This is a genomic window from Vibrio sp. 2-1-2a (genome assembly GCF_032648565.1).
Taxonomy (GTDB): domain Bacteria; phylum Pseudomonadota; class Gammaproteobacteria; order Enterobacterales; family Vibrionaceae; genus Vibrio; species Vibrio diabolicus.
Genome location: NZ_WBOH01000001.1, coordinates 911307 through 937479 on the forward strand (window position 1 = coordinate 911307; position 26173 = coordinate 937479).

19 protein-coding genes are annotated in these 26173 nt (G+C 45.7%); 7 read left to right on the forward strand and 12 right to left on the reverse strand.

Features of this window, described 5'->3' with window-relative positions; genetic code table 11:
- Window positions 1-55: 55 nt before the first annotated feature.
- From F7Y48_RS04315 to F7Y48_RS04325, 3 genes are all read left to right on the forward strand, one after another.
- A complete protein-coding gene (locus F7Y48_RS04315; RefSeq protein WP_005391488.1) occupies window positions 56-1591 on the forward strand; it encodes a bifunctional GNAT family N-acetyltransferase/carbon-nitrogen hydrolase family protein in 1536 nt (511 codons plus the stop codon).
- A gap of 204 nt (window positions 1592-1795) precedes the next feature.
- Window positions 1796-2383, forward strand: a complete 588-nt coding sequence (locus F7Y48_RS04320) for a DedA family protein (RefSeq protein ID WP_005391489.1) — start codon at window positions 1796-1798, stop codon at window positions 2381-2383.
- Window positions 2384-2563: 180 nt separating this feature from the next.
- Window positions 2564-3931 (forward strand): Na+/H+ antiporter NhaC family protein, encoded by a 1368-nt coding sequence (locus F7Y48_RS04325; RefSeq protein WP_005381672.1) that lies wholly within the window; start codon window positions 2564-2566, stop codon window positions 3929-3931.
- Window positions 3932-4001: 70 nt separating this feature from the next.
- Here F7Y48_RS04325 and F7Y48_RS04330 read toward each other — a convergent pair whose 3' ends face one another.
- From F7Y48_RS04330 to F7Y48_RS04340, 3 genes are all read right to left on the reverse strand, one after another.
- On the reverse strand, window positions 4002-4841 hold the full coding sequence (locus tag F7Y48_RS04330; RefSeq protein WP_316681656.1) for a 3-keto-5-aminohexanoate cleavage protein: 840 nt from the start codon (window positions 4839-4841) through the stop codon (window positions 4002-4004).
- Window positions 4832-6163 (reverse strand): aspartate aminotransferase family protein, encoded by a 1332-nt coding sequence (locus tag F7Y48_RS04335; protein ID WP_316681657.1) that lies wholly within the window; start codon window positions 6161-6163, stop codon window positions 4832-4834. The genes F7Y48_RS04330 and F7Y48_RS04335 overlap by 10 nt, the downstream gene beginning before the upstream one ends.
- A 208-nt stretch (window positions 6164-6371) precedes the next feature.
- Window positions 6372-7640 carry an O-acetylhomoserine aminocarboxypropyltransferase/cysteine synthase family protein gene (locus F7Y48_RS04340; protein ID WP_258652596.1) on the reverse strand — a complete coding sequence of 423 codons (1269 nt, stop codon included), beginning with the start codon at window positions 7638-7640 and terminating at the stop codon, window positions 6372-6374.
- Between the two features lie 289 nt (window positions 7641-7929).
- On the opposite strand from F7Y48_RS04340, the gene F7Y48_RS04345 reads away from it, so the two are divergent.
- The gene (locus tag F7Y48_RS04345; protein ID WP_316681661.1) at window positions 7930-9675 is read left to right on the forward strand and encodes an amidohydrolase; all 1746 of its coding nucleotides are present in this window, start codon (window positions 7930-7932) and stop codon (window positions 9673-9675) included.
- A gap of 63 nt (window positions 9676-9738) precedes the next feature.
- Here the strand turns inward: F7Y48_RS04345 and F7Y48_RS04350 are convergent, their stop codons facing one another.
- Window positions 9739-10656, reverse strand: a complete 918-nt coding sequence (locus tag F7Y48_RS04350) for a LysR substrate-binding domain-containing protein (protein ID WP_258508371.1) — start codon at window positions 10654-10656, stop codon at window positions 9739-9741.
- Between the two features lie 106 nt (window positions 10657-10762).
- On the opposite strand from F7Y48_RS04350, the gene F7Y48_RS04355 reads away from it, so the two are divergent.
- Window positions 10763-12019 carry a D-amino acid dehydrogenase gene (locus tag F7Y48_RS04355; protein ID WP_134647850.1) on the forward strand — a complete coding sequence of 419 codons (1257 nt, stop codon included), beginning with the start codon at window positions 10763-10765 and terminating at the stop codon, window positions 12017-12019.
- Window positions 12020-12326: 307 nt separating this feature from the next.
- Window positions 12327-13874 (forward strand): alanine/glycine:cation symporter family protein, encoded by a 1548-nt coding sequence (locus F7Y48_RS04360; RefSeq protein ID WP_012842106.1) that lies wholly within the window; start codon window positions 12327-12329, stop codon window positions 13872-13874.
- 99 nt (window positions 13875-13973) lie between these two features.
- Here the strand turns inward: F7Y48_RS04360 and F7Y48_RS04365 are convergent, their stop codons facing one another.
- The 5 genes from F7Y48_RS04365 to guaB form a co-directional block, all read right to left on the reverse strand.
- Window positions 13974-14564 (reverse strand): acetate uptake transporter, encoded by a 591-nt coding sequence (locus F7Y48_RS04365; RefSeq protein WP_258508370.1) that lies wholly within the window; start codon window positions 14562-14564, stop codon window positions 13974-13976.
- Window positions 14565-14746: 182 nt separating this feature from the next.
- Window positions 14747-16450 (reverse strand): chitinase, encoded by a 1704-nt coding sequence (locus F7Y48_RS04370; protein ID WP_170903107.1) that lies wholly within the window; start codon window positions 16448-16450, stop codon window positions 14747-14749.
- Between the two features lie 212 nt (window positions 16451-16662).
- The gene (locus tag F7Y48_RS04375) at window positions 16663-18186 is read right to left on the reverse strand and encodes a Na+/H+ antiporter NhaC family protein (RefSeq protein WP_258508369.1); all 1524 of its coding nucleotides are present in this window, start codon (window positions 18184-18186) and stop codon (window positions 16663-16665) included.
- Between the two features lie 165 nt (window positions 18187-18351).
- A complete protein-coding gene (guaA, locus tag F7Y48_RS04380) occupies window positions 18352-19905 on the reverse strand; it encodes a glutamine-hydrolyzing GMP synthase (protein WP_005391523.1) in 1554 nt (517 codons plus the stop codon).
- Window positions 19906-20004: 99 nt separating this feature from the next.
- Window positions 20005-21471: an IMP dehydrogenase gene (guaB, locus tag F7Y48_RS04385; RefSeq protein ID WP_005391524.1), complete on the reverse strand. Its 1467-nt coding sequence runs from the start codon at window positions 21469-21471 to the stop codon at window positions 20005-20007.
- A 231-nt stretch (window positions 21472-21702) separates the two neighbouring features.
- On the opposite strand from guaB, the gene xseA reads away from it, so the two are divergent.
- On the forward strand, window positions 21703-23034 hold the full coding sequence (xseA, locus tag F7Y48_RS04390; RefSeq protein ID WP_134647844.1) for an exodeoxyribonuclease VII large subunit: 1332 nt from the start codon (window positions 21703-21705) through the stop codon (window positions 23032-23034).
- 13 nt (window positions 23035-23047) lie between these two features.
- On the opposite strand, the gene F7Y48_RS04395 is transcribed toward xseA, so the two are convergent.
- The 3 genes from F7Y48_RS04395 to der form a co-directional block, all read right to left on the reverse strand.
- Window positions 23048-23272 carry a zinc ribbon domain-containing protein gene (locus F7Y48_RS04395; RefSeq protein ID WP_047010185.1) on the reverse strand — a complete coding sequence of 75 codons (225 nt, stop codon included), beginning with the start codon at window positions 23270-23272 and terminating at the stop codon, window positions 23048-23050.
- Between the two features lie 309 nt (window positions 23273-23581).
- The gene (locus tag F7Y48_RS04400; RefSeq protein ID WP_272166037.1) at window positions 23582-24457 is read right to left on the reverse strand and encodes an alanyl-tRNA editing protein; all 876 of its coding nucleotides are present in this window, start codon (window positions 24455-24457) and stop codon (window positions 23582-23584) included.
- A gap of 59 nt (window positions 24458-24516) precedes the next feature.
- Window positions 24517-26013 (reverse strand): ribosome biogenesis GTPase Der, encoded by a 1497-nt coding sequence (gene der, locus F7Y48_RS04405; protein WP_005391527.1) that lies wholly within the window; start codon window positions 26011-26013, stop codon window positions 24517-24519.
- Window positions 26014-26173: the final 160 nt, after the last annotated feature.

Consider the following 26173-nt stretch of genomic DNA (forward strand, 5'->3'; position numbering starts at 1 on the left):
CAAATTGTGGCATTCTCATTAACACTGTTTCAAAAGGATAAATGGATTGAAAGATATGGACAGCAATTCGCCCAAACTCTCATTACGTACCATTGAGCCAACGGATTACCCTGAGCTTGCAGAACTAATGGACTTAGTGTTTCCTGATGTTGGCGGCTCATGGCCACGGCTGACGATTATGGATCTCATTCATCAGTTTCCTGATGGCCAAATCTGTATTGAAGATAACGGCAAAATAGTCGGTGCAGCATTAACCATTAAAGTGGACTACAACCGCTTTTCTCTTCCTCACCTGTATACCGACATCATTACCGAAAACAACGTCATACAGAATCAAGTAACCGGTGATGCAATGTATGGTCTCGATGTATTTGTCCACCCAGACTATCGAGGGCTACGTTTAGGTCGACGTTTATATGATGCACGTAAAGAGCTTTGCCGTAGTAAGAACTTCAAAGCCATTTTAGCCGGTGGTCGCATTCCTAATTACCACCAATACGCCGATGAACTGAGCGTTGCAGAGTACATCGACAAAGTAAAACGCCGTGAGCTTCATGACCCTATTTTGTCTTTTCAGCTTGCTAACGACTTCGATGTAAAACGAATCATGCGCGGCTACTTGCCAGAGGATAGCGCTTCTAAAGGTTACGCGACACTGCTGGAGTGGGATAACTTTTTCTACGAAGAGGATATTCAATCCGTACACGATGTAGAAAAGACTCTGATTCGAATTGGTGTTGTACAGTGGCAAATGCGCGCGATGAATGACCTGGAGGATTTGCTCGATCAAGCTGAGTTCTTCATTTCTTCTCTTGCGAATTACAAGGCCGATTTCGCCCTATTCCCTGAGTTCTTTAACGCACCGCTGATGGGCTTGCAAAACGACAAAAATTCCGTTGAAGCAATCCGCTTTTTGGCTAGCTTTACGGAAGAGATCAAAAACCGTTTCTCGCAGATGGCAGTCACCTACAACATCAACATTATTGCAGGCAGTATGCCCGTTATCGAAGATGGCAAACTGTATAATGTGGCCTACTTGCTGCAACGAGATGGTGAAATTAACGCTCAATATAAAATCCACATCACGCCTCATGAACAAAGAGACTGGGTGATCGACGGTGGTGACAATGTTCAAGTTTTCGAAACCGATGCGGGCAAAGTCGGCATACTGATTTGTTATGACAGCGAATTCCCTGAATTGGGAAGAATGTTAGCAGAACAAGGCGCACAAATTGTATTCGTTCCTTTCTGGACGGACACAAAAAATGGCTATCAACGAGTACGAATTTGTTCCCAATCTCGTGCCATTGAAAACGAATGCTATGTTGCAATTGGTGGCAGTGTTGGTAACTTACCTCGTGTTGATAACGTGGACATCCAGTACGCGCAATCTGCCGTATTCTCTCCGTCGGATATCTACTTCCCGCACGATGCGACCTTGACAGAAGCAAGCGCCAACACCGAAATGATGATCTTCGCCGATGTTGATTTGACTAAGTTGAAGCAACTTAATACCGAGGGTTCAGTAACTAACTTACGTCACCGACGTCTTGATTTGTATGGCGCATTTACTAAAGCTAAAGAGTCATAATGGTGTGCCTTATTCGCCGCCACACGGGAGCGTGGCGGCGAATAAAACAAGCAGCAGATTGATTCCGCACAATAATCAGAGTCATGTCAGTTTTTCTCAGCGGTGAGAAACAAGAATTGACCCAGTAGGACATTCGGAGTATCACTCCAACTTCGTTCCGCTTTTATTAGGGGAAAGCTTTTGGAACACATTAACGAACTTCTCATGTCAATGAAGCCTTTGCTCGAGCAATACGGCTACTTGGCGCTGATTGTCAGTATATTTCTAGAAGGGATAGGTGTACCGATGCCTGGTCAATCGCTGATGATCGCGGCATCTTTGCTCTCTTCAGAACAAGTCATGAACCTAAGTATGGTTATGATGGTATCGTGGCTAAGCTGCTTTTTTGGGAATACCTGTGGTTACCTAATCGGTTATTACTTTGAAGGCTGGTTGGATAAAAAAGGCTATATCTCTGGCCCGAAGATGCAAACACTTCAACTGACTATCCAAAAATACGGCCCTACGTGCTTGGTCGTCAGTCGCTTTATTGAAGGGATGAAGCAATTTATGCCTCTGGCGTGTGGGATAGCAAAAATGCCACGCAGAGAGTTTTTACTCGGCAACGCACTCGCGGCGACGGTTTGGGTATTGGTATTCAGCTTGTTAACTCACTTTGCATTTGAACATTTAAGCGTGTTGAGCAACCTGTACACCGAATACAAATACCTGGTATGGGCATTTGCTGCTGTCTTATTTACGTGGATGGTTTTAGGTATTGTTAAACGCAAAAAAGCCAAATCAATGCAATAACGACAGTCCCTTCATTAGTGCATAACTAAAGCTCGTGGTATCAGTGAGATACGTAATACGAGCTTTTATCTTTTTCTTTACGTGCAAAATTTAAACAGCCATTTAGACGTCTAGACGTTGACAATGCGTAAATGTGATATTAGTCTGCTCTTCTCTCTTATTATTAACATTGTCGTTTACATGTCCGGTTCCCAACAAACAACTAAAACAGTTGCACCTTCTGCGGTCGCACTGATCCCATTGATTGTATTCCTTGCGCTGTTTATTGGCGTAGGCACTTACTTATCTTTGCAAGGCGTTGAATTTGCCTTCTACCAGCTGCCTGCACCCATCGCGGTATTACCAGCCATCATCATTGCGTTTCTTTTAAGTAAAGAGAAACTTAACCGCTCAATCGAACACTTCATGCGTGGTGTTGGCCACCCAGACATCATCGCAATGTGTATGATCTATCTGCTTGCTGGTGCTTTTGCTGCGGTAGCAAAAGCCTCTGGCGGTGTTGATGCAACGGTGAACCTTGGTTTATCCGCAATTCCAACCAGCATGATTTTGCCGGGCATTTTTCTGATTTCTGCTTTTATCGCAACAGCGATGGGCACTTCGATGGGTACCATCGCAGCCGTTGCCCCCGTAGCGTTGGGGATTGCTGAATCAGCAGGAATGAGCTTACCGTTAACCGCAGGCGTTGTGCTGAGCGGCGCTATGTTTGGTGACAACCTTTCTATCATCTCTGACACCACGATCGCGGCGACACGCTCTCAAGGTTGTGAGATGAAAGACAAGTTTAAAGAGAACATTCGTATTGCTTTGCCTGCGGCGTTGATCGCGATTGCAGTGTTCGCTTTCAACAGTACAGCGACTCAAGTGCCTGCAACTGGCGATATTGAGTGGCTAAAAGTCTTGCCGTACATCACTATTTTGATCCTAGCGGTATCTGGTGTGAATGTGTTTGTGGTTCTGTCGATTGGTATCCTTTTGGCTGGCGGCGTGAGCTTGGCATCGATTGACAATTACGGACTGACTAATCTAGCCCAAGACGTTTATAAAGGCTTTGGTAACATGCAAGAGATCTTCTTGTTGTCCATGCTAATTGGTGGTTTGAGTGAACTGATGCGTCGTCAAGGCGGCCTTGCTTTCCTAACCAATTTCGTTAGCAGCCTTATCCACGCGTTTGGCTCTAGCCACTCTAAGCATGCCAACAGCCGCGCGAGTGAGCTAGGTATCGCAGGCTTGGTGTCGATGGTCAATGGCTGTACGGCAAACAACACCGTAGCCATCATTGTATCGGGCAGCGTTGCTCGCCAACTGGCGGAAGAGAATAATGTCTCTCCTCGCCGCTCAGCAAGCTTGTTAGACATTTTCTCATGCGTGGTGCAAGGCGTGTTGCCTTACGGTGCTCAAGTACTGCTGCTAGGTTCCGTATTCAACCTATCGCCACTTGAAGTAGTTGCTAATTCTTACTACTGTTTTGCATTAGCGATAGCGGCTGTTGTCGCGGTGTTTATCAAACATCCCGCTCGTCAACCTGTAGCGCAAACTGAGAACTAACGACAAATACCAAAAAGGCTCCGGTGGAGCCTTTTTACTTTCTTCTTTATTTTCCTTGCCGCGAACAGATTTACTTCAAAACTGAACGCAAACTTTGCGCACTGTGTAAAGGAATCGCGAAGCAATGCGCCACATCGCGTAGAGCTTCCACCTGAGCCGCATTACTGATTGCTAATTCGCCTGCCACATCGAAGTGGTTATTCTCAAACCCCACTCTCACATCGAATCCAAGTAACATCGCACTCGCTAAACAGTCTTGCTCTCGCGCGCCAAAAGCACAAATGGCACATCGAATTTCCTCCTCGACAAAACGCGCCAAATTCAAACCTCGTAAATCCCATGGTGAAGACTGCTGAGCTTGGTGATAACGCCCTAACACCACTAATGCATGCTGATGCGTTTTAGGTAACACGCCCACATCACGCAGTTGGAAATAACGTTCAATGTCGGTTGCATCGTAGAGAATAATTTGGCTCACGATGCTGTTCTCTGCCAACCAATGGAAAAAGGCATGCCCTTCTTTCTCACTTGCGCGATCGGGGATTAACTCCCTCAATGCGAAAGAAGCCGCTTCTGGTTTCACAGCTTTAACTAACGCCCGCTGTTGTGGCGGAGAATATAAACCCACCGCCTCTGTGGTGAGCTGAACCATCATGGTTTCTCCCACCGCTTCTTTCACGGCATGGTAAATTGCCATGTTGTCGTCGATGTCTAATGAATGACGTCCGTTGGCGTCTCTAGCATGCAAATGGATCATGGCAGCCCCTGCTGTTTGACAAGCGATAGCCTCTGCAACCAGTTCGTCTGTTGTTATGGGTAAGTTGACGTGATCATGCTTGGTTTTTCTTGCGCCGTTTGGAGCCACGATAATGGCGATAGGTTCTCGCAAATATTGGTTTGCTACTTCCATGTCTCCGCCACCTCTTTTAACGTCAGTGAGAGTTTGCCGACTAGTTCATCAATATGGTGAGGCTGAACAATGAAAGGCGGTGCGAGCAAAATATGGTGCCCATTAACGCCATCAATCGTTCCGCCCATTGGGTAGCACATTAAGCCATTTTCCATTGCTCGCTGTTTGATGCGTTTGTCTGCCAATGTGGCTTTACTCAGAGGCGACTTGCTTTCTTTATCCGCCACCAGCTCAATGCCAACAAACAAGCCTTTACCACGAATGTCGCCAATGTACGGTAAATGGGCCAATGCAGAAGTAAGCTCATTACGCAGCAAAACACTTTGCTGATTCACCGCCGTTAATAAATCATCTTGGAAGATGGTTTCAATTGTTGCCACGGCGGCAGCGCACGCCACAGGATGCGCCATAAAGGTATGACCGTGTTGGAAAAAACCGCTTCCATCGGCAATAGCTTGATAGACTCGATCATTCGCAACCACCGCGCCAATAGGTTGATAACCCGCACCAAGCCCTTTAGCCATACAAACCAGATCAGGTTCTGCCTCTTCTTGCTCAAACGCAAAAAAACTGCCACTTCGCCCAACGCCACACATGACTTCATCCAAGATCAATAACACATCGTATTGGTCGCATATTTCGCGAATACGTTTGAAGTAACCTTGAGTCGCTGGCACAGCTCCAGCTGTGGCTCCCACAATGGGCTCAGCGACAAAAGCCATGACATTATCAGCCCCCAACTCAAGAATTTTTGCCTCTAGCTCATTCGCCGATCGCAATGAGTAATCCAATTCCGACTCATGACTCTGCTGATAACGATAAGCGTAGCACGGGGCGATATGATGGCTCGGGTACAAGATGGGTTTGAACGGTTCACGTCGCCATTCATTGCCACCGACCGCCAGAGCCCCCAAGGTATTGCCGTGATAACTTTGCTGACGCGCGATGAATTGCTTCTTCTCTGGCTTACCTGATTCCACAAAATGCTGCCGCGCCATTTTTAGTGCCGACTCCACCGCTTCTGACCCGCCACTGACTAAATACACATGGTTGAACTGCTCAGGCATGTACTGACAAATCAATTCCGCTAGGCGCTCACTGCTGTCACTAGTAAAAAATCCAGTATGAGCAAACGGCACTCGCTCGAGCTGTTCCAACATGGCTTTTTTAACGGCTTGATGACTGTGGCCAAGGTTTGATACCGCAGCGCCGCCACAAGCATCGAGATACTGTTTCCCTTGTTTATCGAATAGATAAACACCCTCACCTTTATCGATGATTGGTAGCGTGGCATGGCAATGACGGTGAAATACGTAAGACATTTGAGTCCCTTCCAATGTGTAATATTTGCACACATCATCAGGAACAACCCCAAACGTGACAAGGGAATAAACCTCACCCTCTATGAGCTTTTGGAATACCACAAACCAAAAGCACCAAAACCTTTGATATTTAAATAATAAAATAAAAACAGGCCAGCTTTTTTAAAGGCTGGCCTATGGGTAACCAAAAGCTAAAAACAGAATCGTTTTACGCGTTTAGTGCCTGTTCTAAATCGGCTAGAATATCGTCAATGTGTTCAATACCCACCGATAAACGAATCATCTCTGGAGACACACCAGCTTGTTTTTGTTCTGCTTCGCTCAACTGACGATGGGTCGTCGAGGCGGGATGGCAAGCCAATGACTTTGCATCGCCAATGTTCACCAAACGCTTAAAGATTTTCAGAGCATCATAAAAACGCACACCTGCGTCATAACCGTCTTTTAAACCAAACGACAAAATCGCAGAAGGCTTACCTTTCATGTATTTTTCGGCGAGATGGAAGTGATCAGAACTTGGCAATCCGGCATAACTCACCCAGCTGACTTTGTTATTCTGTTCCAAGAACTCAGCCACTTTGAGTGTGTTCTCGGTATGACGCTCCATACGCAGTGGCAACGTTTCTAGCCCTTGCATAAGCATAAACGCATTCATTGGTGATAATGCCGATCCGGTATTACGCAATGGTACGGTACGCGCACGCCCGATAAATGCCGCCTCACCAAACGCTTCGGTATACACCACGCCGTGGTAAGAAGGTTCTGGTTGATTGAAAACGGGAAAGCGGTCTTTGTGCTGCGCCCAAGGGAATTTACCGGAATCCACAATCACGCCACCCAAAGTGGTGCCATGTCCACCGACGTATTTAGTGAGAGAGTGAACTACGATATCGGCACCAAACTCGATGGGTTTGCACAGCACCGGAGTCGCGACGGTGTTATCCACAATCACAGGCACACCTTGTGCGTGAGCAAGCTCCGCCACACGTTCTAAATCAATGATATTACCGGCTGGGTTACCAATGCTCTCGCAGTACACCGCTTTGGTATTTTCATCAATTAACTCAGCCAAACTTTCTGGTTTGTCATCTTTGGCAAACTTCACCTGAATACCTTGATTTGGCAGCATATGCGCAAACAAGGTGTAAGTACCGCCATAAAGTTGCGGCGTAGAAACGATGTTATCGCCCGCTTGTGCTAACGTCAGAATCGCATAGTTAATTGCCGCACTCCCCGCACTCACGACCAACCCGGCAATGCCGCCTTCTAACGCCGCCATGCGCTTTTCCAGAACGTCGTTAGTCGGATTCATGATGCGAGTGTAGATATTCCCCGGTACTTCCAAGTTAAACAGATCAGCGCCGTGCTGCGCGTTATCAAACTCGTACGCGACCGTTTGATAAATCGGTGTCGCGACAGATTTAGTGGTAGGGTCAGTTTCGTAACCAAAATGGATGGATAGCGTTTCGTCTTTCATGTTCTTCCTTGAGCGTCATCGAGATAAATCGTGGACTTATCATGCCGACTTTTTAACCACAGAACCTCGTTATGGGTCACATTGCCCAAGTCCAGAAACGTTTATTAAATGGGAAAAGGTAACATTTTTGATATTCATCGATAGGTATAACTTGCGCTTGATTGAAAGTCTTTAATCTTGTTGATAATCCTCCTTAAATATGAACTAAAGTGAATGTGACCTATTGAGTTCTCAAACTCATTGAGATGGGAGCAATAGGCAAAAAACTTACTCTGTATGGAGATGACCGATGAACAAAAACTGGATCCCCATTGCCCTATCTGGGCTTGCTTTAACGGGGTGTTTTTCTGAAGAAGCGAAAGAAGTAGAAGCCGTCGCCGAGCCACTCAAAGTAACCGCCGCAGACAAAATTTATTATGGTGGCGACATCCTAACTATGTCTGGCGATAAGCCAGAGTACGCCGAAGCCGTCGCGACATTAGGCGAGAAAATCATTTATGTCGGCAGCAAAGATGGAGCGATGGAACACAAGTTCGGTAAAACACAGTTGGTCGACTTAAAAGGCAAAACTATGTTGCCTGGCTTTGTTGATCCGCACAGTCATGTGTATGGTGTTGGTCTGCAAGCCATGGTCGCAAACGTGCTGCCATCTCCTGATGGCGAAGCCGATACCGTTGCGAAAATCATCGAAACTCTGAAAAATGCCGAGAACAATAATACGCAACGCCTATTCATTGAGAAAACCGGATGGATTTTAGGTTTTGGTTACGACGACGCCCAACTGGATTACTACCCTACCAAAGCGGATCTCGATAAAGTCAGCACAGATAAGCCTGTATTGATCATCCATACTTCGGGGCATTTGAGTGTCGCAAACAGTAAAGCGTTAGAGCTAGCAGGCATCACATCAGAATCGGAAGATCCAAAAGGTGGCATTATCCGCCGAATGGAAAACAGCCAAGAACCCAATGGGGTCCTAGAAGAAAACGCGCACTTTGCAATGCTGTTCAACCTCAATAAGTTGATTGATTCTGAACTTCAAGATCGCATGTTAGAAGCGTCGCAAAGTATGTACGCGAAATATGGCTATACCACGGCTCAAGAAGGACGAGCAACATCAGAAGGTTATGAAGCGATGAAACGCGCGTCGAAAAACGACAAGCTGATGATCGATTTGGTTGCGTACGCCGATATGGTATCGAGCAGTGATTTTATGGACTCGGAATACAACACGCCAGAGTACACAAACCATTTCCGCATCGGTGGCGTAAAGCTGAACTTTGATGGCTCTCCACAAGGTAAAACGGCATGGCTAAGTCAGCCTTACTTCCACCCGCCACATGGACAAGATAAAGACTACGCTGGCTACCCAACCTTTGAAGATCAACAAGCTTACGATTACGTAGAAACGGCCTTTAAAAATGAATGGCAAGTGCTGACGCATGCCAATGGTGACGCTGCGATCGAGCAATTTATCAATGCAGTGACCAAAGCAAATGAAAAGCTAGGAAAACAAGACCGCCGACCTGTACTCATTCACGGCCAAACCATGCGCCAAGACCAAGTGGATCGCTTAGCGGCGCAAGGCATCTTCCCTTCTCTATTCCCAATGCATACTTTTTATTGGGGTGACTGGCATGTGGACTCGGTGCTCGGCCATCCTCGTGCCGATTTTATTTCACCAACTCAAGCGGTGAGAAAGGCAGGGTTAAAGTTCAGTACTCACCATGACGCACCTGTGGCGCTGCCAAGTTCATTCCGAGTATTGGATGCGACCGTCAATCGCACCACCAGAACTGATAAAATACTGGGTGCAGATCAGCGTGTTGACACTTATACCGCACTGCAAGCCATGACGATTTGGCCAGCTTACCAACACTTTGAGGAGTCGTATAAAGGTTCTATCGAAGTGGGTAAGAATGCGGATTTAATCATCCTCGATAACAACCCGATGAAGATTGAACCTAAGGCGCTAAAAGATCTCAACGTGGAAGAAACCATCAGCAGAGGTGAATCGGTTTATCAACGACAGTAATCCAAAATAAAACACCGCCGTCATCGAGGCGGTGTTTTCTATCTGACTCACCAGGCACTTTATCTATTTGCTCGCCACTTGCTGTAATAACCAAGTACGAAACTTGTTTGTGGACTGGCTTCGTGTGTTCATGATCAAGTAGTATCCTGCATTGGCTGGAACCGGCTGAAAGGGAGAAACTAAACGCTCTGTCGTCAATTCATCCTCAATCAGTGCCATTCGTGCCATCGCAATCCCAACTCCTGCTTCCGCTGCAGACATCGCCATATCCGTTCGATTAAAAAAGTGTCCAACATCGGTTTTAAAGTCTAATCCCATTGCTGACGCCCAATATAGCCACTCATAGTCACGCGTCGCTTTTTCCCATGGCATCGCATCGTGTAGTAGCGTCGCCTCCTGCCATTTCTTCACTGACATTGAGGATTCTTGTTCATCAAAAGGCACTTTTAGCCAACCATGATCCTCAAGGTACTTCGGACTCATTACGGGCAGCAGTTGCTCATCCAAAATCAACTCCGCGTTAGCATTTCGGTAAGGATGAAGACCATAGTCTATCGCGACGTCATAATCTTTTATCTCACTATTCACTAACGCCCCTTCCGCGAAGATTTGCACTTGGATATCCGGGTTCTCGTGATGAAAACTTTCCAGCTTTGGGACTAACCATTTAAAAGCAAAAGAAGGCGTTAATTTTAAGCGGATCTCATTGGTGTGCTTTTCTACTTTGAGCTCATCAAGCAGTTTGCTCAGCTCAGAAAAGTGAAACTGCGTTGCTTGGTGTAACTGAGTGCCTTTAGCGGTTAAACGAATACCGCGGGAATGGCGTTCAAATAAAGTAAAACCTAATAACTCTTCCAAATGAATAATTTGTTGGCTCACGGCTCCCGTAGTGAGGTGCAAAAACTTAGCCGCGCCAGTAAAGCTGCTGTGTTCCGCGACTTGGCTAAACAGACACAAGCCACTTATTAAATTACTTCTCATCCTTGAGCCTATAGTTTTTCTAAACGCTGTATGTAATTTATATCGATTGTTAACAAAAGGTAAAGAAAAGAAACTAACCACTCAGATAAATGTGTGGAGTACATCAATGGAAGTCATCGTATTAGGCAGCGGCGTCATCGGCTTAACCTCTGCTTGGTATTTATCTCAAGCAGGCTATCAAGTTACTGTTATTGACCGTCAACCAAGCAGTGCAATGGAAACAAGTTTCGCCAATGCTGGGCAGATCTCGTACGGCTATTCTTCGCCTTGGGCTGCGCCTGGTGTTCCTGTTAAAGCCATAAAGTGGTTAATGGAAGAGCATGCTCCACTCAAAATCAAACCAACCCTCAATGCCGATATGATCAGTTGGGCAAGTAAGATGGTGGCCAACTGCACCCTGTCTCGCTACCAAGTCAACAAAGCTCGCATGCTTTCGATAGCTAACCACAGTCGTATGTGTCTGGAACAATTACGTCAAGAACATGCCATTGAATATCAAGGTCGCCAGTTCGGCACCTTGCAAGTATTTCGAACGCCTCAACAGCTGCAAGCCATTGAAAAGGATATGCAGCTTCTAGAGCAAAGCGGGACTCGGTTTGAGTTGATGGACGTAGAACGCTGCATTGAACAAGAACCTGGACTGGATCTTGTGAAAGATAAACTGGTTGGTGGCTTGCATCTGCCAGATGACGAAACAGGCGATTGCTATCAGTTTTGCCAACAACTAACAGAGCTCGCTAAGGCCCATGGCGTGAGGTTCGAGTTCGACACCGAAGTAAGCAATTGGGTTACAGTAGGCAAAAAGATCATAGGTGTCCAAACGAATCGAGGACAGTTTAAAGCGGACCAATATGTGGTTGCCTCTGGCAGCTATTCTACAGCACTACTCAAGCAACTCGACATTGAGATTCCTGTCTATCCAGTAAAAGGCTATTCGCTCACCATCCCAATGGAAGATGAGCACTTCTCTCCTCGATCTACTGTGATGGATGAAACCTATAAAGTCGCCATGACTCGGTTTGATGACAGAATTCGCGTAGCGGGCACCGCAGAATTAGCAGGGTTTGATGCCTCCCTTCCGCAAAAACGAAAAAATACCATCGAAATGGTCATCCGTGATCTTTTCCCTCGCTGCGGCGACTTTAACCAAGCCGAGTTTTGGAGTGGCTTTAGACCAATGACGCCTGATGGCACACCGATTATCGGCGCGACCAAATACGATAACCTTTTTACTAACACTGGACACGGTACTCTGGGTTGGACGATGGCTTGTGGTTCTGGTCAATTACTAGCGAGCATTATGGCTGGTGAAAAAGCGAAAGTGATGGATGACACAGAGCTTAACCTTTGCCGTTATGCATAAGGACATATCTGCATAAAAAACAAACAGGCCTTTACTCCACAAAATGCATAGTATTTGGCATTTTTAACTCATCAAATGTGCAGCACATTTTAATGACAATGTGCTGCATATTTAATCATCAGACAAATCTTCTACCTCAAAGGAGCAAATAAGCGACAAGAACTAAATTTTAACAATCACTCTCCATTCTGTGTTCACCATCACGCTACAAAGGATTTATAGCCAAAAAAGTTAACAATTGCATTACATAAAGGGTAATGTATTGTGTGAAAAACAACCACAAACACAACTAACAGGGAAAATACTCATGCAGTCATTAGTTGATTTTCTGAATGGAATTATTTGGAGCCCGGTACTGATCTATTTGTGCCTTGGTGCAGGTTTGTTCTATTCAATCATGACGCGTTTTGTACAAATTCGTCACTTCTTTGAGATGTGGCGCTTATTACTTTCAGGGAAGAGTTCAACAAAAGGGATATCATCATTTCAGGCACTTGCCGTTTCACTATCTGGCCGTGTAGGTACAGGTAACATTGCTGGTGTTGCTGCCGCTATCGGTTTCGGTGGCCCAGGCGCCGTATTCTGGATGTGGGTCGTTGCCTTCTTTGGTGCGGCAACCGCATACGCAGAGTCGACACTTGCGCAAATCTATAAAGAAGAAGACGAAGGTGAATTCCGTGGTGGTCCTGCTTACTACATTGAAAAAGCAATGGGACAAAAATGGTACGCTTGGATCTTCGCTATCGCGACCATCTTTGCATGTGGTGTTCTACTTCCTGGCGTTCAATCGAACAGCATCGGTAACGCAGTAGAAGCAGCATTTGGCTCAGGTGACATGATTGAAACCGCTATTGGTACCTTCAGTTTTGCTAAAATTTTCACTGGTACGGTTGTCTGTGTCATTCTGGCCTTCATCATCTTCGGTGGCGTAAAACGTATTGCGAACTTTACCCAAATCGTTGTGCCATTTATGGCGCTGGCTTACATCATCACTGCATTTGTCATCATCCTTCTAAACATTGGTGAGGTTCCACGCATTTTCGGCATGATCATTGGTGACGCGTTCACACCAATGGCAGGTGTTGGTGCGGCAATCGGTTGGGGTGTAAAACGTGGCGTTTACTCCAACGAAGCAGGTCAAGGTACTGGTCCTCACGCTGCAGCTGCAGCGAGTGTTGATCACCCAGCTCAGCAAGGTCTTGTTCAATCTTTCTCTATTTACATCGATACACTACTTGTGTGTTCAGCAACCGCGTTTATGATTCTTATCACTGGCGCGTACAACGTAAATGGTGCAGTTGAAGGTACGTTCCTAATTCAAAACCTACCGGCTGATATTGGTGCGAATGGTCCTGTATTTACGCAAATGGCGATCGAAAGTGCTCTACCTGGTGTGGGTAAGCCATTCATCGCAATCGCACTCTTCTTCTTTGCGTTTACGACCATTCTAGCTTATTACTACATTGCAGAAACGAACATTGCTTACATTCGTCGTACATTCAAAGTAAATGGGCTGATGTTTATTCTGAAAGTCATCATTATTTCATCCGTGTTCTACGGAACCGTGAAAACCGCCAACTTAGCCTGGGCGATGGGTGATGTAGGTGTAGGTCTAATGGCATGGCTTAACATCGTCGGTATTTTGATCATCTTCTTTATGTCGAAACCAGCTCTCAAAGCATTGAACGATTACGAAGAACAACAAAAACGTGGTGTGACCGACTTTACATTCAACCCTGTAGCGCTAGGCATTAAAGGCGCAGATTACTGGGAAGATAAGTACAAGCGTAAAACGGGTAAGGCACCAACGGCAGACAACAGTACTACAGAAACTGTTGAACAACCATCAACATAGCCTTAACGCATAAACAAGAAAAAGCAGTGGTCCGTTTAAGGGCATAAAAAAGGGGATTAACCATTGGTTAATCCCCTTTTCTGCATTATGTGTAAAGGATTAAGCAGCGACAGCTTCAACTTTACGAGCGATTTTTGCTTTACCTACAGGTAGAACTTCACGACCAAATTCGTTGTTTAGTACTTGTGCCATTGCGAAGTAAATCGCGCTTGCACCACAGAAGATACCTTCGAAACCAGCGATAGCACCGATCACTTCACTACCAGTAAAGTCACGAGCTGCGAGTAGGAAGAACAAGATAGTTAGAGAACCAAATACCACTTGCTTCGCTGTTGGGTAGCATAGAGAACCAATGAACATGAAACCAGTGAAGATACCCCATAACGCTAGGTACCAACCCATAAAGCTTGCTGGGCTTGCAGGAAGACCCATGTGAGGCATTACGATCAAGCCTACTAGTGTTAGCCAAAATAGACCGTAAGAAGTAAACGCAGTTGTGCCGAACGTGTCGCCGCGTTTAAAGCACATGATGCCAACGATTATTTGGCTAAGGCCACCGTAAAAGATGCCCATCGCTAGAATCATAGAGTCAATTGGGAAAAATCCTGCGTTATGAATATTAAGCAGAATAGTGGTCATACCGAAACCCATTAGACCTAGCGGTGCTGGGTTAGCCAGTTTTGTCGACATGTACAAATACCTTTTTTCAAAAATGTTGATAAAAAATGCGCGCGAATTTTAATGGGCGCCAGAACAAAAGAGAAAAACTGTTATTGAAAACTTAGATTCCATAAATAAGCAACCGCTCAAATAAAAAAAGACCCCGCTAAAAAGCAGAGTCTTTATAGATGGTTAGACTATTTTTCAATCAACTACAGGCAAGAGATCTCGTCCCAGAACCAGTTACTTTGCGTTGGGCTTTCCCACACACCTGGACCATTTTTCGCAACAAAACATTTGTTTTGGTACGTCACTTTATCGCCGTTAGCGACTTGCGTTACGCCCGGCTCCCACTGAATAAAATTACCTGTCACTGGTGGTTCTGGCTCGGTTACTGGTGGCTCAGGTTCTGTGACGGGCGGTTCTGGCTCAGTCACCGGCGGTTCAGGTTCCGTTGTTGGCGGCTCTGTCGGAGTGCCTGAGACCAACTTCCACGGATCACCTTGCGTGGGTTCATTACCTTGTGACCACCATTTCGCTTCATAAACAGCACCTTGGTAAGAGACTTGATCACCTGTGTTATACACTTTACCTGCATCCCAAGCCGCCACGCCACCTACAGGTGGATCGACCGGATCAACAGGGTCTAGTTTTTCAACCACACGAACTTCTGGCCACCCCGCATGAGATTGGTAAAAGTTAGTTACACACTTCTCATAATCACCCGCAACTAGCGCAGAGTAAGCAGTTTGGAAACCAACCAGCTCACATTCAAATGAGTGACCTCCCGGACGATCTGAGTAGTATTTCCAGTTACCATCCCAGTTGGTGTAAAGCACGTCTGTCGCACCATTTAGGTTCAGACTGCCGTAAGGCGTCTGCTGCCAACAAGTGTTTGTTTCATCAGCTTCAATTGGAATTTGATAATGGGCGGCAAGACCTTCCCAATAACGAATACGGTTAACAGGTTGACCTTTATCCTTGTTTTGCTCACCACACTCAATACCACCATTGATCACGTTGATGGTGGTACCAAAGCCGTAACCAATGCCAGCATCAAGCTCACGCTGTGAAGGCACCCAAGTACGGTCAATCACATGCAGCATTGCAGGTTTCGGTGCTTGTGGAGTTAGGAAGAACCAGATAGCCGATGCCAAGTTCAGCCATGAATCCGCAACCAAGCCTGGATTTTTTAGCAATACAGATGCATCACCATCAAACATCACTTCAGAGAACGCGCCATAGTTAAAATGGTAAGAAAGCTGTTTAGCACCACGTCCAAAGTAACCTTGTCCTGGTTCACATGGCCAACGCTTATTTTGCCAGTCATTCTGACCACAACCTGTCGTGTAACCTTCTTGACCTTCTGACCAGCCCATTTCACGCACATGAACCAAAGCTTGCTGCCACTCTTCCAATCCAAGAGGGTTATCCGATACGTTATCAATCGAAATATGACCACCAGTTTCCTGCGCAAAGTGAGCAAAGGCAGTCACGATCGATTTTTTACAAATCGCATCCGAATCTCGACCATCCGTGTACTCACCACAGAATGCTGGGAACTTACCAATTGCACGTAGGAAACGCGTGTAAGTGTATTCAGGTGCCGCCATTTGAGTCAGGAAGTCCCACTCACTTTCAGGGAACACACGCTCTACACGCTTCACGTTTTCTGGATTGGTTGCCGCTCCAGGAACAATCGCCTCCACCACTGAGTTCGGTCGCGTCTCTAATGCTTGTGACCAAATGGCATACATAGGGTCAGAGGTTTTGCTTTGCTCTACGGCTTGAACGTCACCACGAGCAATGACATAACCGTTTGGATTCTGCGGATCGGGCTGGATATTCATACTCGCATTCGCTTGTGCAGCTAGGACACAACTCAATGCAAGAGGAAGATGTTTGAGTGCAAACATGTCTAGTCTCCGGATTTTAACAATACAATATACAAGGAATAACTAGACATATAGTGGATCATATATACAAAACGCCGAGCTAAGTGCGTTGATTCTGCGAGACAAAATGAATAAATAAGTCCTCGCACACATTTTGTCACAAGAAAAATGTTACCTTGACTCAAAAGAAAAGCGGAGACCCAATGAGCCTCCGCTTTATGATATTTCTATCTTTATTGTTCTGCCGAAACCACGTCTAGCTTCGCGGTTGATTTTTGTTTAGACAACACAAAATAAACCACACACTGGGCAACAATAGCGGCAAGCACAATCACTGGCGAGGCGTTGATTCCAGCTAAAAGGAAACACCCTAATGCAATCATTCCATTGAGTAATGCGTAAGGCAACTGTGTACGGAAGTGCTCATACTGCTCACACCCTGCCCCTGTCGACGACAAAATCGTCGTTTCAGAGATTGGAGAACAGTGGTCGCCAAACAGACCACCAGATAACACCGCACCAATACAAACTAACAATGGAGCATCAATCGCGACGGCCGTTGGGATCACTAATGGCATCATGATGGCAAACGTCCCCCAAGATGATCCCGTCGCAAACGAGATAATACCGGCCAGTAAAAACGCAACCGCTGGCAATAACCAGTAAGGGAAACCGGCTTGAGCTTGTTCAGCAATGTATGCAGCTGCACCTAATTCTTTCCCAACCGAGCTAAGCGCCCAAGCCAATACCAGAATCACCGCCACTGACATCATGTTTGACATCCCTTTCAGATAAACCTGAATACCATCCGAAAGCTTTCTTACGCCATAAAACGCCATCAGCGCAATTAAAGTGAAGGCCGCGAAGAAATATGCAGAAGAAAGTGCAGCCCTAAACGTTGATCCTGCCACTTTTTGAAATGGAAAACCGTGTGGCACGAGGATGGTACATAAAACCACCAGCATAACGAGCAAAGGCGCCCATACAAAACTAGATTTTGCATTTTTATGCGTAAATACATTCATAGACTCCTGCACTTTCCCAAAGTCGGAGCCCTGTTCTGCTAGTTGTTCAGCCTTCGCCATCGGTCCGAAATCTAATTTGAAGAAAGAGACAATCGGCACAATCGCGATCGCAAGAAAGGCGTAAAACTGATACGGGATCGCGCCAATGAAAGCATCCCAATCACTCATACTGACATTCAGGGCAGTAAACTCTTTTTGAATCAACCCCATGATGTAAACACCCCACCCGATAAAAGGAATTAAGATTGCGACGGGAGAGGAAGTAGAATCGATAATAAAAGCTAATTTTTGGCGTGATACTTTTAACTTATCAAATAAAGGGCGAAAAACAGGACCAACAATCAACGGTGTACCAAGGTCAGAGAAGAAAATAACCACACCACCGAACCATGCGGACAGTTGAGCTTGGCATTTACTCGCAACCCATTGAGTAACCTTTTTAGCAAAAGCAACACCACCACCAGACTTTTCCATCAGCGCAACGAAACCACCAATGAACACTAATAATAAAATCACACCAGCGTTGTAGCTATCCGTAAGTTGCGGCAGTAGATAGCTTTTCATCAATGCACTAAACGAGTCTAGTGGCCCTTTTTCGACAAAGGTGCCTTCAAGCATGGCGACACCACTAACCACACCGGCGAATAAACCAACGACGACATTTCGTGTAGTCAGCGCGAGAAAAAGAGTAATAAGGATGGGAATGAGAGAGGTAACGTCAGCCTGTTCCATAGCAATACCATTTTTAATATTTAAACAACAAAAAATGAATATATATTTAATTCAATCGCATGTATATATCTCTCACAAAAAGTTGAGTCCCCTATTCACAAATTTGAAGCACAAAAAAACCAGCCCGGAGGCTGGTTCTTATAAACTCAACAGTCTAGAGGAAAATTATTCCCACTCGATAGTCGCTGGTGGCTTACCAGAAATGTCGTAAACAACACGAGAAATACCATCAACTTCGTTGATAATACGGTTAGATACCTTACCTAGGAAGTCATATGGTAGGTGTGCCCAATGGGCAGTCATAAAGTCGATGGTTTCTACTGCACGCAGTGATACAACCCAGTCGTATTTACGGCCATCGCCCATTACACCTACAGAGCGAACTGGTAGGAATACCGTGAACGCTTGAGATACTTTGTCATATAGGTCTGCAGCGTGAAGCTCTTCAATGAAGATAGCATCAGCACGACGTAGCAAGTCACAGTATTCTTTCTTGATTTCACCAAGAACACGAACACCTAGACCTGGACCTGGGAATGGGTGGCGGTAAAGCATGTTATAAGGCAGGCCTAGCTCTAGACCAATCTTACGTACTTCATCTTTGAACAGCTCACGTAGTGGCTCAACAAGACCCATTTCCATTTCATCTGGTAGACCGCCCACGTTGTGGTGCGATTTGATCACGTGCGCTTTACCAGTCTTAGATGCCGCGGACTCGATTACATCAGGGTAAATCGTACCTTGAGCTAGCCATTTCGCGTTTTTCAGCTTCTTAGACTCTTCATCGAATACATCTACGAATACGTGACCGATAGTCTTACGCTTCTCTTCTGGGTCAGACTTGCCTTTCAGAGCTTCAAGGAAACGATCTTCTGCATCAACTTTGATGATGTTTAGGCCGAACTTATCGCCAAACATATCCATCACTTGTTGGCCTTCGTTTAAACGAAGTAGACCGTTATCGACAAATACACACGTTAGCTTGTCGCCAATTGCGCGGTGCACCAGCATCGCAACAACAGATGAATCCACACCACCAGATAAGCCTAGGATAACTTCATCGTCACCCACTTGCTCTTTAATGCGAGCAACCGCGTCTTCGATGATAGATTCCGATGTCCATAGACGCTCACAGCCACATACGCCAAGAACAAAGTTCTCAAGCATTTGTAGGCCACCTTTTGTGTGTGTCACTTCTGGGTGGAACTGAACGCCGTAGTATTTCTTCTCTTCGTTCGCCATCGCAGCGTAAGGACAAGTGTCTGTCTCACCAACTTTTACGAAATCGGCTGGGATCTCTACTACTTTGTCGCCGTGGCTCATCCAAACGTCTTGAGTTGCTTCAAGATCTTTAAATAAGGCACATTCACCAGAAACTTTAACCTGAGCGTAGCCAAACTCACGTTCGTTAGAGCCTGCTACTTTGCCACCTAGTTGTTCCGCCATAGTTTGCATGCCGTAACATACGCCAAGTAAAGGAACACCAGAATCAAACACATATTGAGGCGCGCGTGGAGAGTTCTCTTCCGTTACGCTTTCTGGACCGCCAGATAGGATAATGCCATCTGGGTTGAATTCGCGAATATCCGCTTCTTCTACATCCCAGCTCCATAGTTCACAGTAAACGCCGATTTCACGTACGCGGCGTGCTACTAATTGAGTGTACTGAGAACCGAAGTCCAAGATCAGAATACGTTGGTCATGGATATTTTTAGTCATTTTGAGCAGTCTTTTTAAGGCTAAGTGATTAAAACCGAGGCGAGTGTACTCGCCTCTTCTTAATGCTTCAAGGAAAAAGCAAACGTTTTCGTTAGGTAATTAGTTCCCTAGACGGTAGTTCGGCGCTTCCTTAGTAATTTGAACATCGTGTACATGAGACTCTTGCATACCTGCACCAGAGATACGTACAAATTCAGCTTTCGTACGCATATCTTCGATAGTTGCAGAACCAGTTAGACCCATGCTTGAACGTAGACCACCCATTTGTTGGTGTACGATCTCTTTTAGACGGCCTTTGTATGCGATACGACCTTCGATACCTTCTGGTACTAGCTTGTCCGCTGCGTTGTCAGACTGGAAGTAACGGTCAGAAGAACCTTGAGACATTGCACCAAGAGAACCCATTCCACGGTAAGACTTGTAAGAACGGCCGTTGTATAGAATCACTTCACCCGGCGCTTCTTCAGTACCTGCAAACATAGAACCAACCATCACACATGATGCGCCCGCTACGATTGCTTTACAGATGTCACCTGAGAAACGGATACCACCGTCAGCGATAACTGGAATACCATAATCATTAGCCACTTCTGCCGCATCTGCGATTGCAGTGATTTGTGGAACCCCCACACCCGTTACAATACGAGTTGTACAGATAGAACCAGGGCCGATACCAACTTTCACTGCGCTTACGCCAGCTTCGATTAGTGCTTTAGCACCAGCACCTGTTGCTACGTTACCACCGATGATGTCTAGATCTGGGTAAGCTGCACGTGTTTCACGAATGCGGCTTAGAACACCTTCAGAATGACCGTGTGAAGAGTCGATAAGTAGAACGTCAACGCCAGCTTCAACTAGTGCAGCAACTCGCTCTTCGTTACCAGCACCAGCACCAACTGCTGCGCCAACACGTAGGCGACCACGCTCGTCTTTACATGCGTTTGGTTTACGTTCTGCTTTGTGGAAGTCTTTCGCAGTAATCATACCGGTTAGTTGGAACTCATCATTCACAACCAATACTTTCTCTACGCGAGCTTCGTGCATTTTCTCTTGCACTTCTTCTCGTGTAGCACCTTCTTTAACCGCTGCCAACTTCTCTTTTGGCGTCATTACTGAAGATACTTTCTTAGAAAGGTCCGTCACAAAACGAACGTCACGACCAGTGATAATACCAACAAGCTCATTGCTCTCAGTGACAACAGGGAAACCTGCAAAACCATGCTTTTCAGTGAGTGCAACAACATCAGCGATGGTCGCGTCAGGGTTTACTGTAACCGCGTCAGTCACCATACCAGCTTCGAACTTCTTAACTTTACGAACTTCGGCTGCCTGCTGCTCAATAGACATGTTCTTGTGGATAAAGCCAATGCCACCCTCTTGCGCTAGCGCGATCGCTAGACGAGCTTCAGTAACAGTGTCCATAGACGCTGAAATCATTGGGATGTTTAGGGTGATGTTCTTAGTTAGCTGAGTGCGAAGATCAGCTGTGTTTGGGAGAACGGTGGAGTGTGCTGGCACAAGTAGTACGTCATCGAATGTCAGCGCTTCTTTGGCAATTCTTAGCATTTGCAATATCTCACAATTAGAGGAGTAAAAAGAACAATCCAATCTCATCGTTTCGCATAATGAGGGTAACCTGTGTTAGCAACAAGCTACATTTGGATTAGATATTGCGGAGGGATTATACGGTTAACGCAATCGCTTGACCACAAATTTTTTAATTTTTTTCTTGCAATTACCCCCTTGCTATGTATTATATTGCCGCTAATTTCCATACTCACGTCTAAGAGATTAGCTGTGCTCTCCAAGACCAATCAAAACATCTTTACTGTTTCTCGTCTCAACGCAGAAGTTCGTTTACTCCTTGAAAACGAAATGGGGATCGTTTGGCTCGTCGGAGAGATATCCAACTTTTCAGCTCCAGTCTCTGGTCACTGGTACCTCACTCTTAAAGACTCTCGCGCTCAAGTTAAATGTGCCATGTTTCGTGGTAACAATCGCCGCGTTACTTTCAAGCCCGCTAACGGTAATCAAGTCCTAGTAAAAGCTCGTCTTTCTCTTTATGAGCCTCGCGGTGACTACCAATTGATCATCGAAAGCATGCAACCGGAAGGTGACGGCCGTCTTCAGCAAGAGTTTGAAGAGCTGAAAATCAAGCTTGCCGCAGAAGGTTTGTTCGCTCAAACCAACAAGCAACCTTTGCCTGAACACCCAAAACGTGTTGGCGTCATCACATCGAAAACTGGTGCCGCGCTTTACGATATCTTAGACGTATTGAAACGTCGTGATCCTTCCCTACCCGTTGTGATTTATCCGACAGTGGTACAAGGTGAAGATGCAGCCATTCAAATCGCACAAGCCATTGGTCGCGCTAACAGCCGTGATGAATGTGATGTGCTAATTGTGGGCCGAGGTGGTGGTTCATTAGAAGACTTATGGTGCTTTAACAACGAGATATTAGCTCGTACGATTGCAGCAAGCCAAATTCCTATTATTAGCGCCGTTGGGCATGAAGTCGACGTGACAATAGCAGATTTTGTCGCCGACGTACGCGCACCTACTCCATCAGCAGCCGCTGAGCTAGTAAGTCGTGATAACAGCCACAAAGATCAAGCTTTAGTTACCCGCCAGCATAAGTTAGCGAGCGCGATGCGTTACTACCTAGCACAGCAAAAGCAGCAATCTGCGCAATTAATGCACCGTCTAGAGAGACAGCACCCAAGCTATCGCTTGCAACGTCAGACTCAACAGTTAGATGATTTGGACATGCGCTTACAGCGAGCGATGAGTCGTTTTATTGCCTTGCGCCAACAGCGAATCGAGCGTCAACATTACCGACTACAATTGAATTCTCCTGTAACACGCCTTGGCGAGCAGAAATCGAAGCTAGAACGTGTTGAGCAAAAGCTCATGGATGCAATGGATCGCAAATTACTGACTATGCGCCATCAACTCGCGATTGCTGCAGAGAAGTTAGACACCGTCAGCCCACTAGCGACATTGAAACGAGGTTACTCAATTACTCAAACTGAGCAAGGTAAAGTAATTACGCAATCTTCAGATGTAAAGTCGGGAGATATATTGATTACCCGATTAGCCGAAGGCGACGTTCGTTCTACCGTTAACTGAATACAAACTCTGGTTAAGTGACTTTCTGGAACTCAAATCGGACACGTGATTTTGATTTGAGTTCATTACACACATTACAAAAGTAGCTCGCAGCACCGCATGCTTGCAGCTTCTCCAGCTCCGCCTCACAATCAGGGCAAAAACCTACTTTTTTAAAATCCGATTCACACTGTGCACAATGGTATTGTCCTGTCCATTCCAGTTCGACATTGCAAGTCGGGCAAATGTTCTGCTGCATATCCCGTTCCTCTCTCTAAACTAAGCAATTTCGAGTAACGCATGCTACTCAAAATAACGAACAAGTATGTTGATCTTCATCACCGCCCTAACAAGTTCTAAGAGGCGACAACCATACTTGATACGTAGGATCTTATACTGATCGTCTGATATTTACTCCTTGATCAGCGATCACCCCTTAAAAGAATATTTATATAACCACACACCGAAAGCATAAGTTACATATTCTGCATTCCAATTTAAGGAAGAATAAAAGCCTAATTTGAATTTAATTAAACGAAAAAATTAGAATTTAATAAAAAGATCTTATTCAGAAAGCAGTGTTTACATTGGTGTGCATTTCGATAGTTTGAGCGTCGAGCTCAACGAGTTTAACTTGGATAAAAGCAAACTCATTTAAATGGCTCGCATGCGTTCCACCACAAGGGATGACCGCTAATTGACCTTCCCCTAAATCGCACTTCCAATAGCGAGAATCAGTTAATCTATCGCCGTGGCATTCCATGGTGATCATCGCATCTCTTTGAAGCCATTCAACCAGTTGGCCATTCACTTTTTCTGCAATCGCCTGGAGGTCATTCAGCATATCTGCACTGTTTAATCCTCTTTTACGGAGTGTTTTGCCTAAACGGTACGTATCGAGGCACTTGTCTGGAGTAACATAACTCGTAACTTGCGCATAGCTATTAAAGTCATAATAACCATGCGGGTCTTTGCGGTCTGCGTCTTTTCGCCAATAGTCTTCCGCTAGTACTTTATTCAACGCCAAATACGCTAAGTGTCCTGCAGTGTGGCCTCGGCTCAAAGCATTTTGATAGTCTTTATCTACCGCTAATGTCACCAAGTCATTAATTGCAAGTGATTCCGTACGTGATAAAACATGCACGACGACAAACACCCAACCTTCAGCATCACGCTTTACAGGAATGTCACTACCCACATACAGAGCACCACTTTCCTGCTCCACTGCTCCAACTTGGCAATCTACCACGTCATGCTCAGCCCCATTCACCTTCAACGTTCCTTTGTCTGCAGGGTGATCCGGCCATATGTGACTAACGGGATGGAACGGCGTGACATCTGTAATAACGTAAGTCACTTCTTCCGTAGATTGAACGAGCTGTATTTGTGCTTCTAATTGCCATGTTTGATGACAAAAACGAGTCTTTGTTGCTGTGATAGTCATTTTTACGATTACTTTTGATAAAAAAATACCCAAGTAGAAACTTGGGTATTCGAATTTCATTATTTATTGCGGTTTTTCACCATCGACATCATACGCTTACGTTTACGCTCTTGTGATAGCGTAAGCTTATTCGTACGGTTCTCGTATGGGTTATCACTGTTGTGGAAGTTAATGCGAATCGGTGTTCCCATAATTTCCAGAGACTTACGGAAGTAGTTCATTAGATAACGTTTATACGAATCTGGCAATTCACGAACCATGTTACCGTGGATAACAACGATCGGTGGATTGTAACCACCTGCGTGTGCGTATTTGAGTTTGATACGACGACCACGAACCATTGGCGGCTGGTGATCATCCACTGCCATCTTCATGATACGCGTCAGTACTGACGTACCCACGCGCGTTGTCGCCGAGTTATATGCTTCTTGGATAGATTCAAACAAGTGACCAACGCCAGTACCGTGCAGCGCAGAGATAAAGTGGATACGCGCGAAATCGACGAATCCTAGACGGCGGTCCAGTTCTTTCTTCACGCTTTCTTTCACGTCACTGTCTAGACCATCCCACTTGTTAACGGCGATGACAATTGAGCGGCCAGCATTCAGTGCAAAACCAAGCAAGCTTAGGTCTTGGTCTGAAATATTTTCACGTGCATCAATCACCAGTAGAACGACGTTTGCATCTTCTACCGCTTTCAGCGTCTTAACAACAGAGAACTTTTCAACCGTTTCATTGATACGACCACGACGACGAACACCTGCGGTATCAATTAGTACGTATTCGCGTCCATCACGCTCCATCGGGATGTAGATAGAATCACGCGTCGTACCAGGCATATCGTATACAACCACACGTTCTTCACCCAGAATACGGTTAGTCAGTGTCGATTTACCTACGTTAGGACGACCGATGATCGCCAACTTAATCGGCTGCTCTTGAAGGCGCTTGAATTCAGCTTCTGCGTCTTCTTCAGTGTAATCTTCAACAAGAGGCTCTTCGTCTTCGAATCCAGTCAGGTCTTCAATCTCACCTTCTTCAGATTCACTTGTTAGTAGATCATCAAAGAATGGAGATAAAGCACGCTCAAGCAGAGCGGTCACACCACGGCCATGAGCGGCCGCAATCTGGTACATATCATCCACGCCGAGCTGCCAAAAATCAGCACACGCCGCATCGGCATCAATACCATCTATTTTGTTTACCACCAGCATCGCTGGCTTTTCAATTTTACGCAGATGCGCAGCAATTGCTGCATCTGAAGGAGTCAGACCAGCACGACCGTCAACAAGGAACAATACAACATCAGCCTCATCAATCGCGGCTAATGACTGTTCTGCCATCTTTGTTTCCACGCCTTCTTCTGTGCCATCAATACCGCCGGTATCAATCACAATGAATTCGTGCTCTTCACCAAGTCTCGCCTGGCCATACTTACGGTCTCGCGTTAGGCCTGGAAAGTCCGCAACCAACGCGTCACGAGTGCGAGTCAATCGGTTAAATAGTGTAGATTTACCTACGTTCGGACGCCCTACTAGAGCTACAACAGGTACCATAAAAACCTCTACAATAATCTTTCTTCTGTAGTTATAGGTAACGACTTGCTCGATGCCAAATCAAACCAGCTTTTTACCTATAACCACGTCAGGGTTAATAAATTCAAACAACAAAACGGCTCCTAGCTGTCACCAGCCAGGAGCCGAATGTGAATTATAT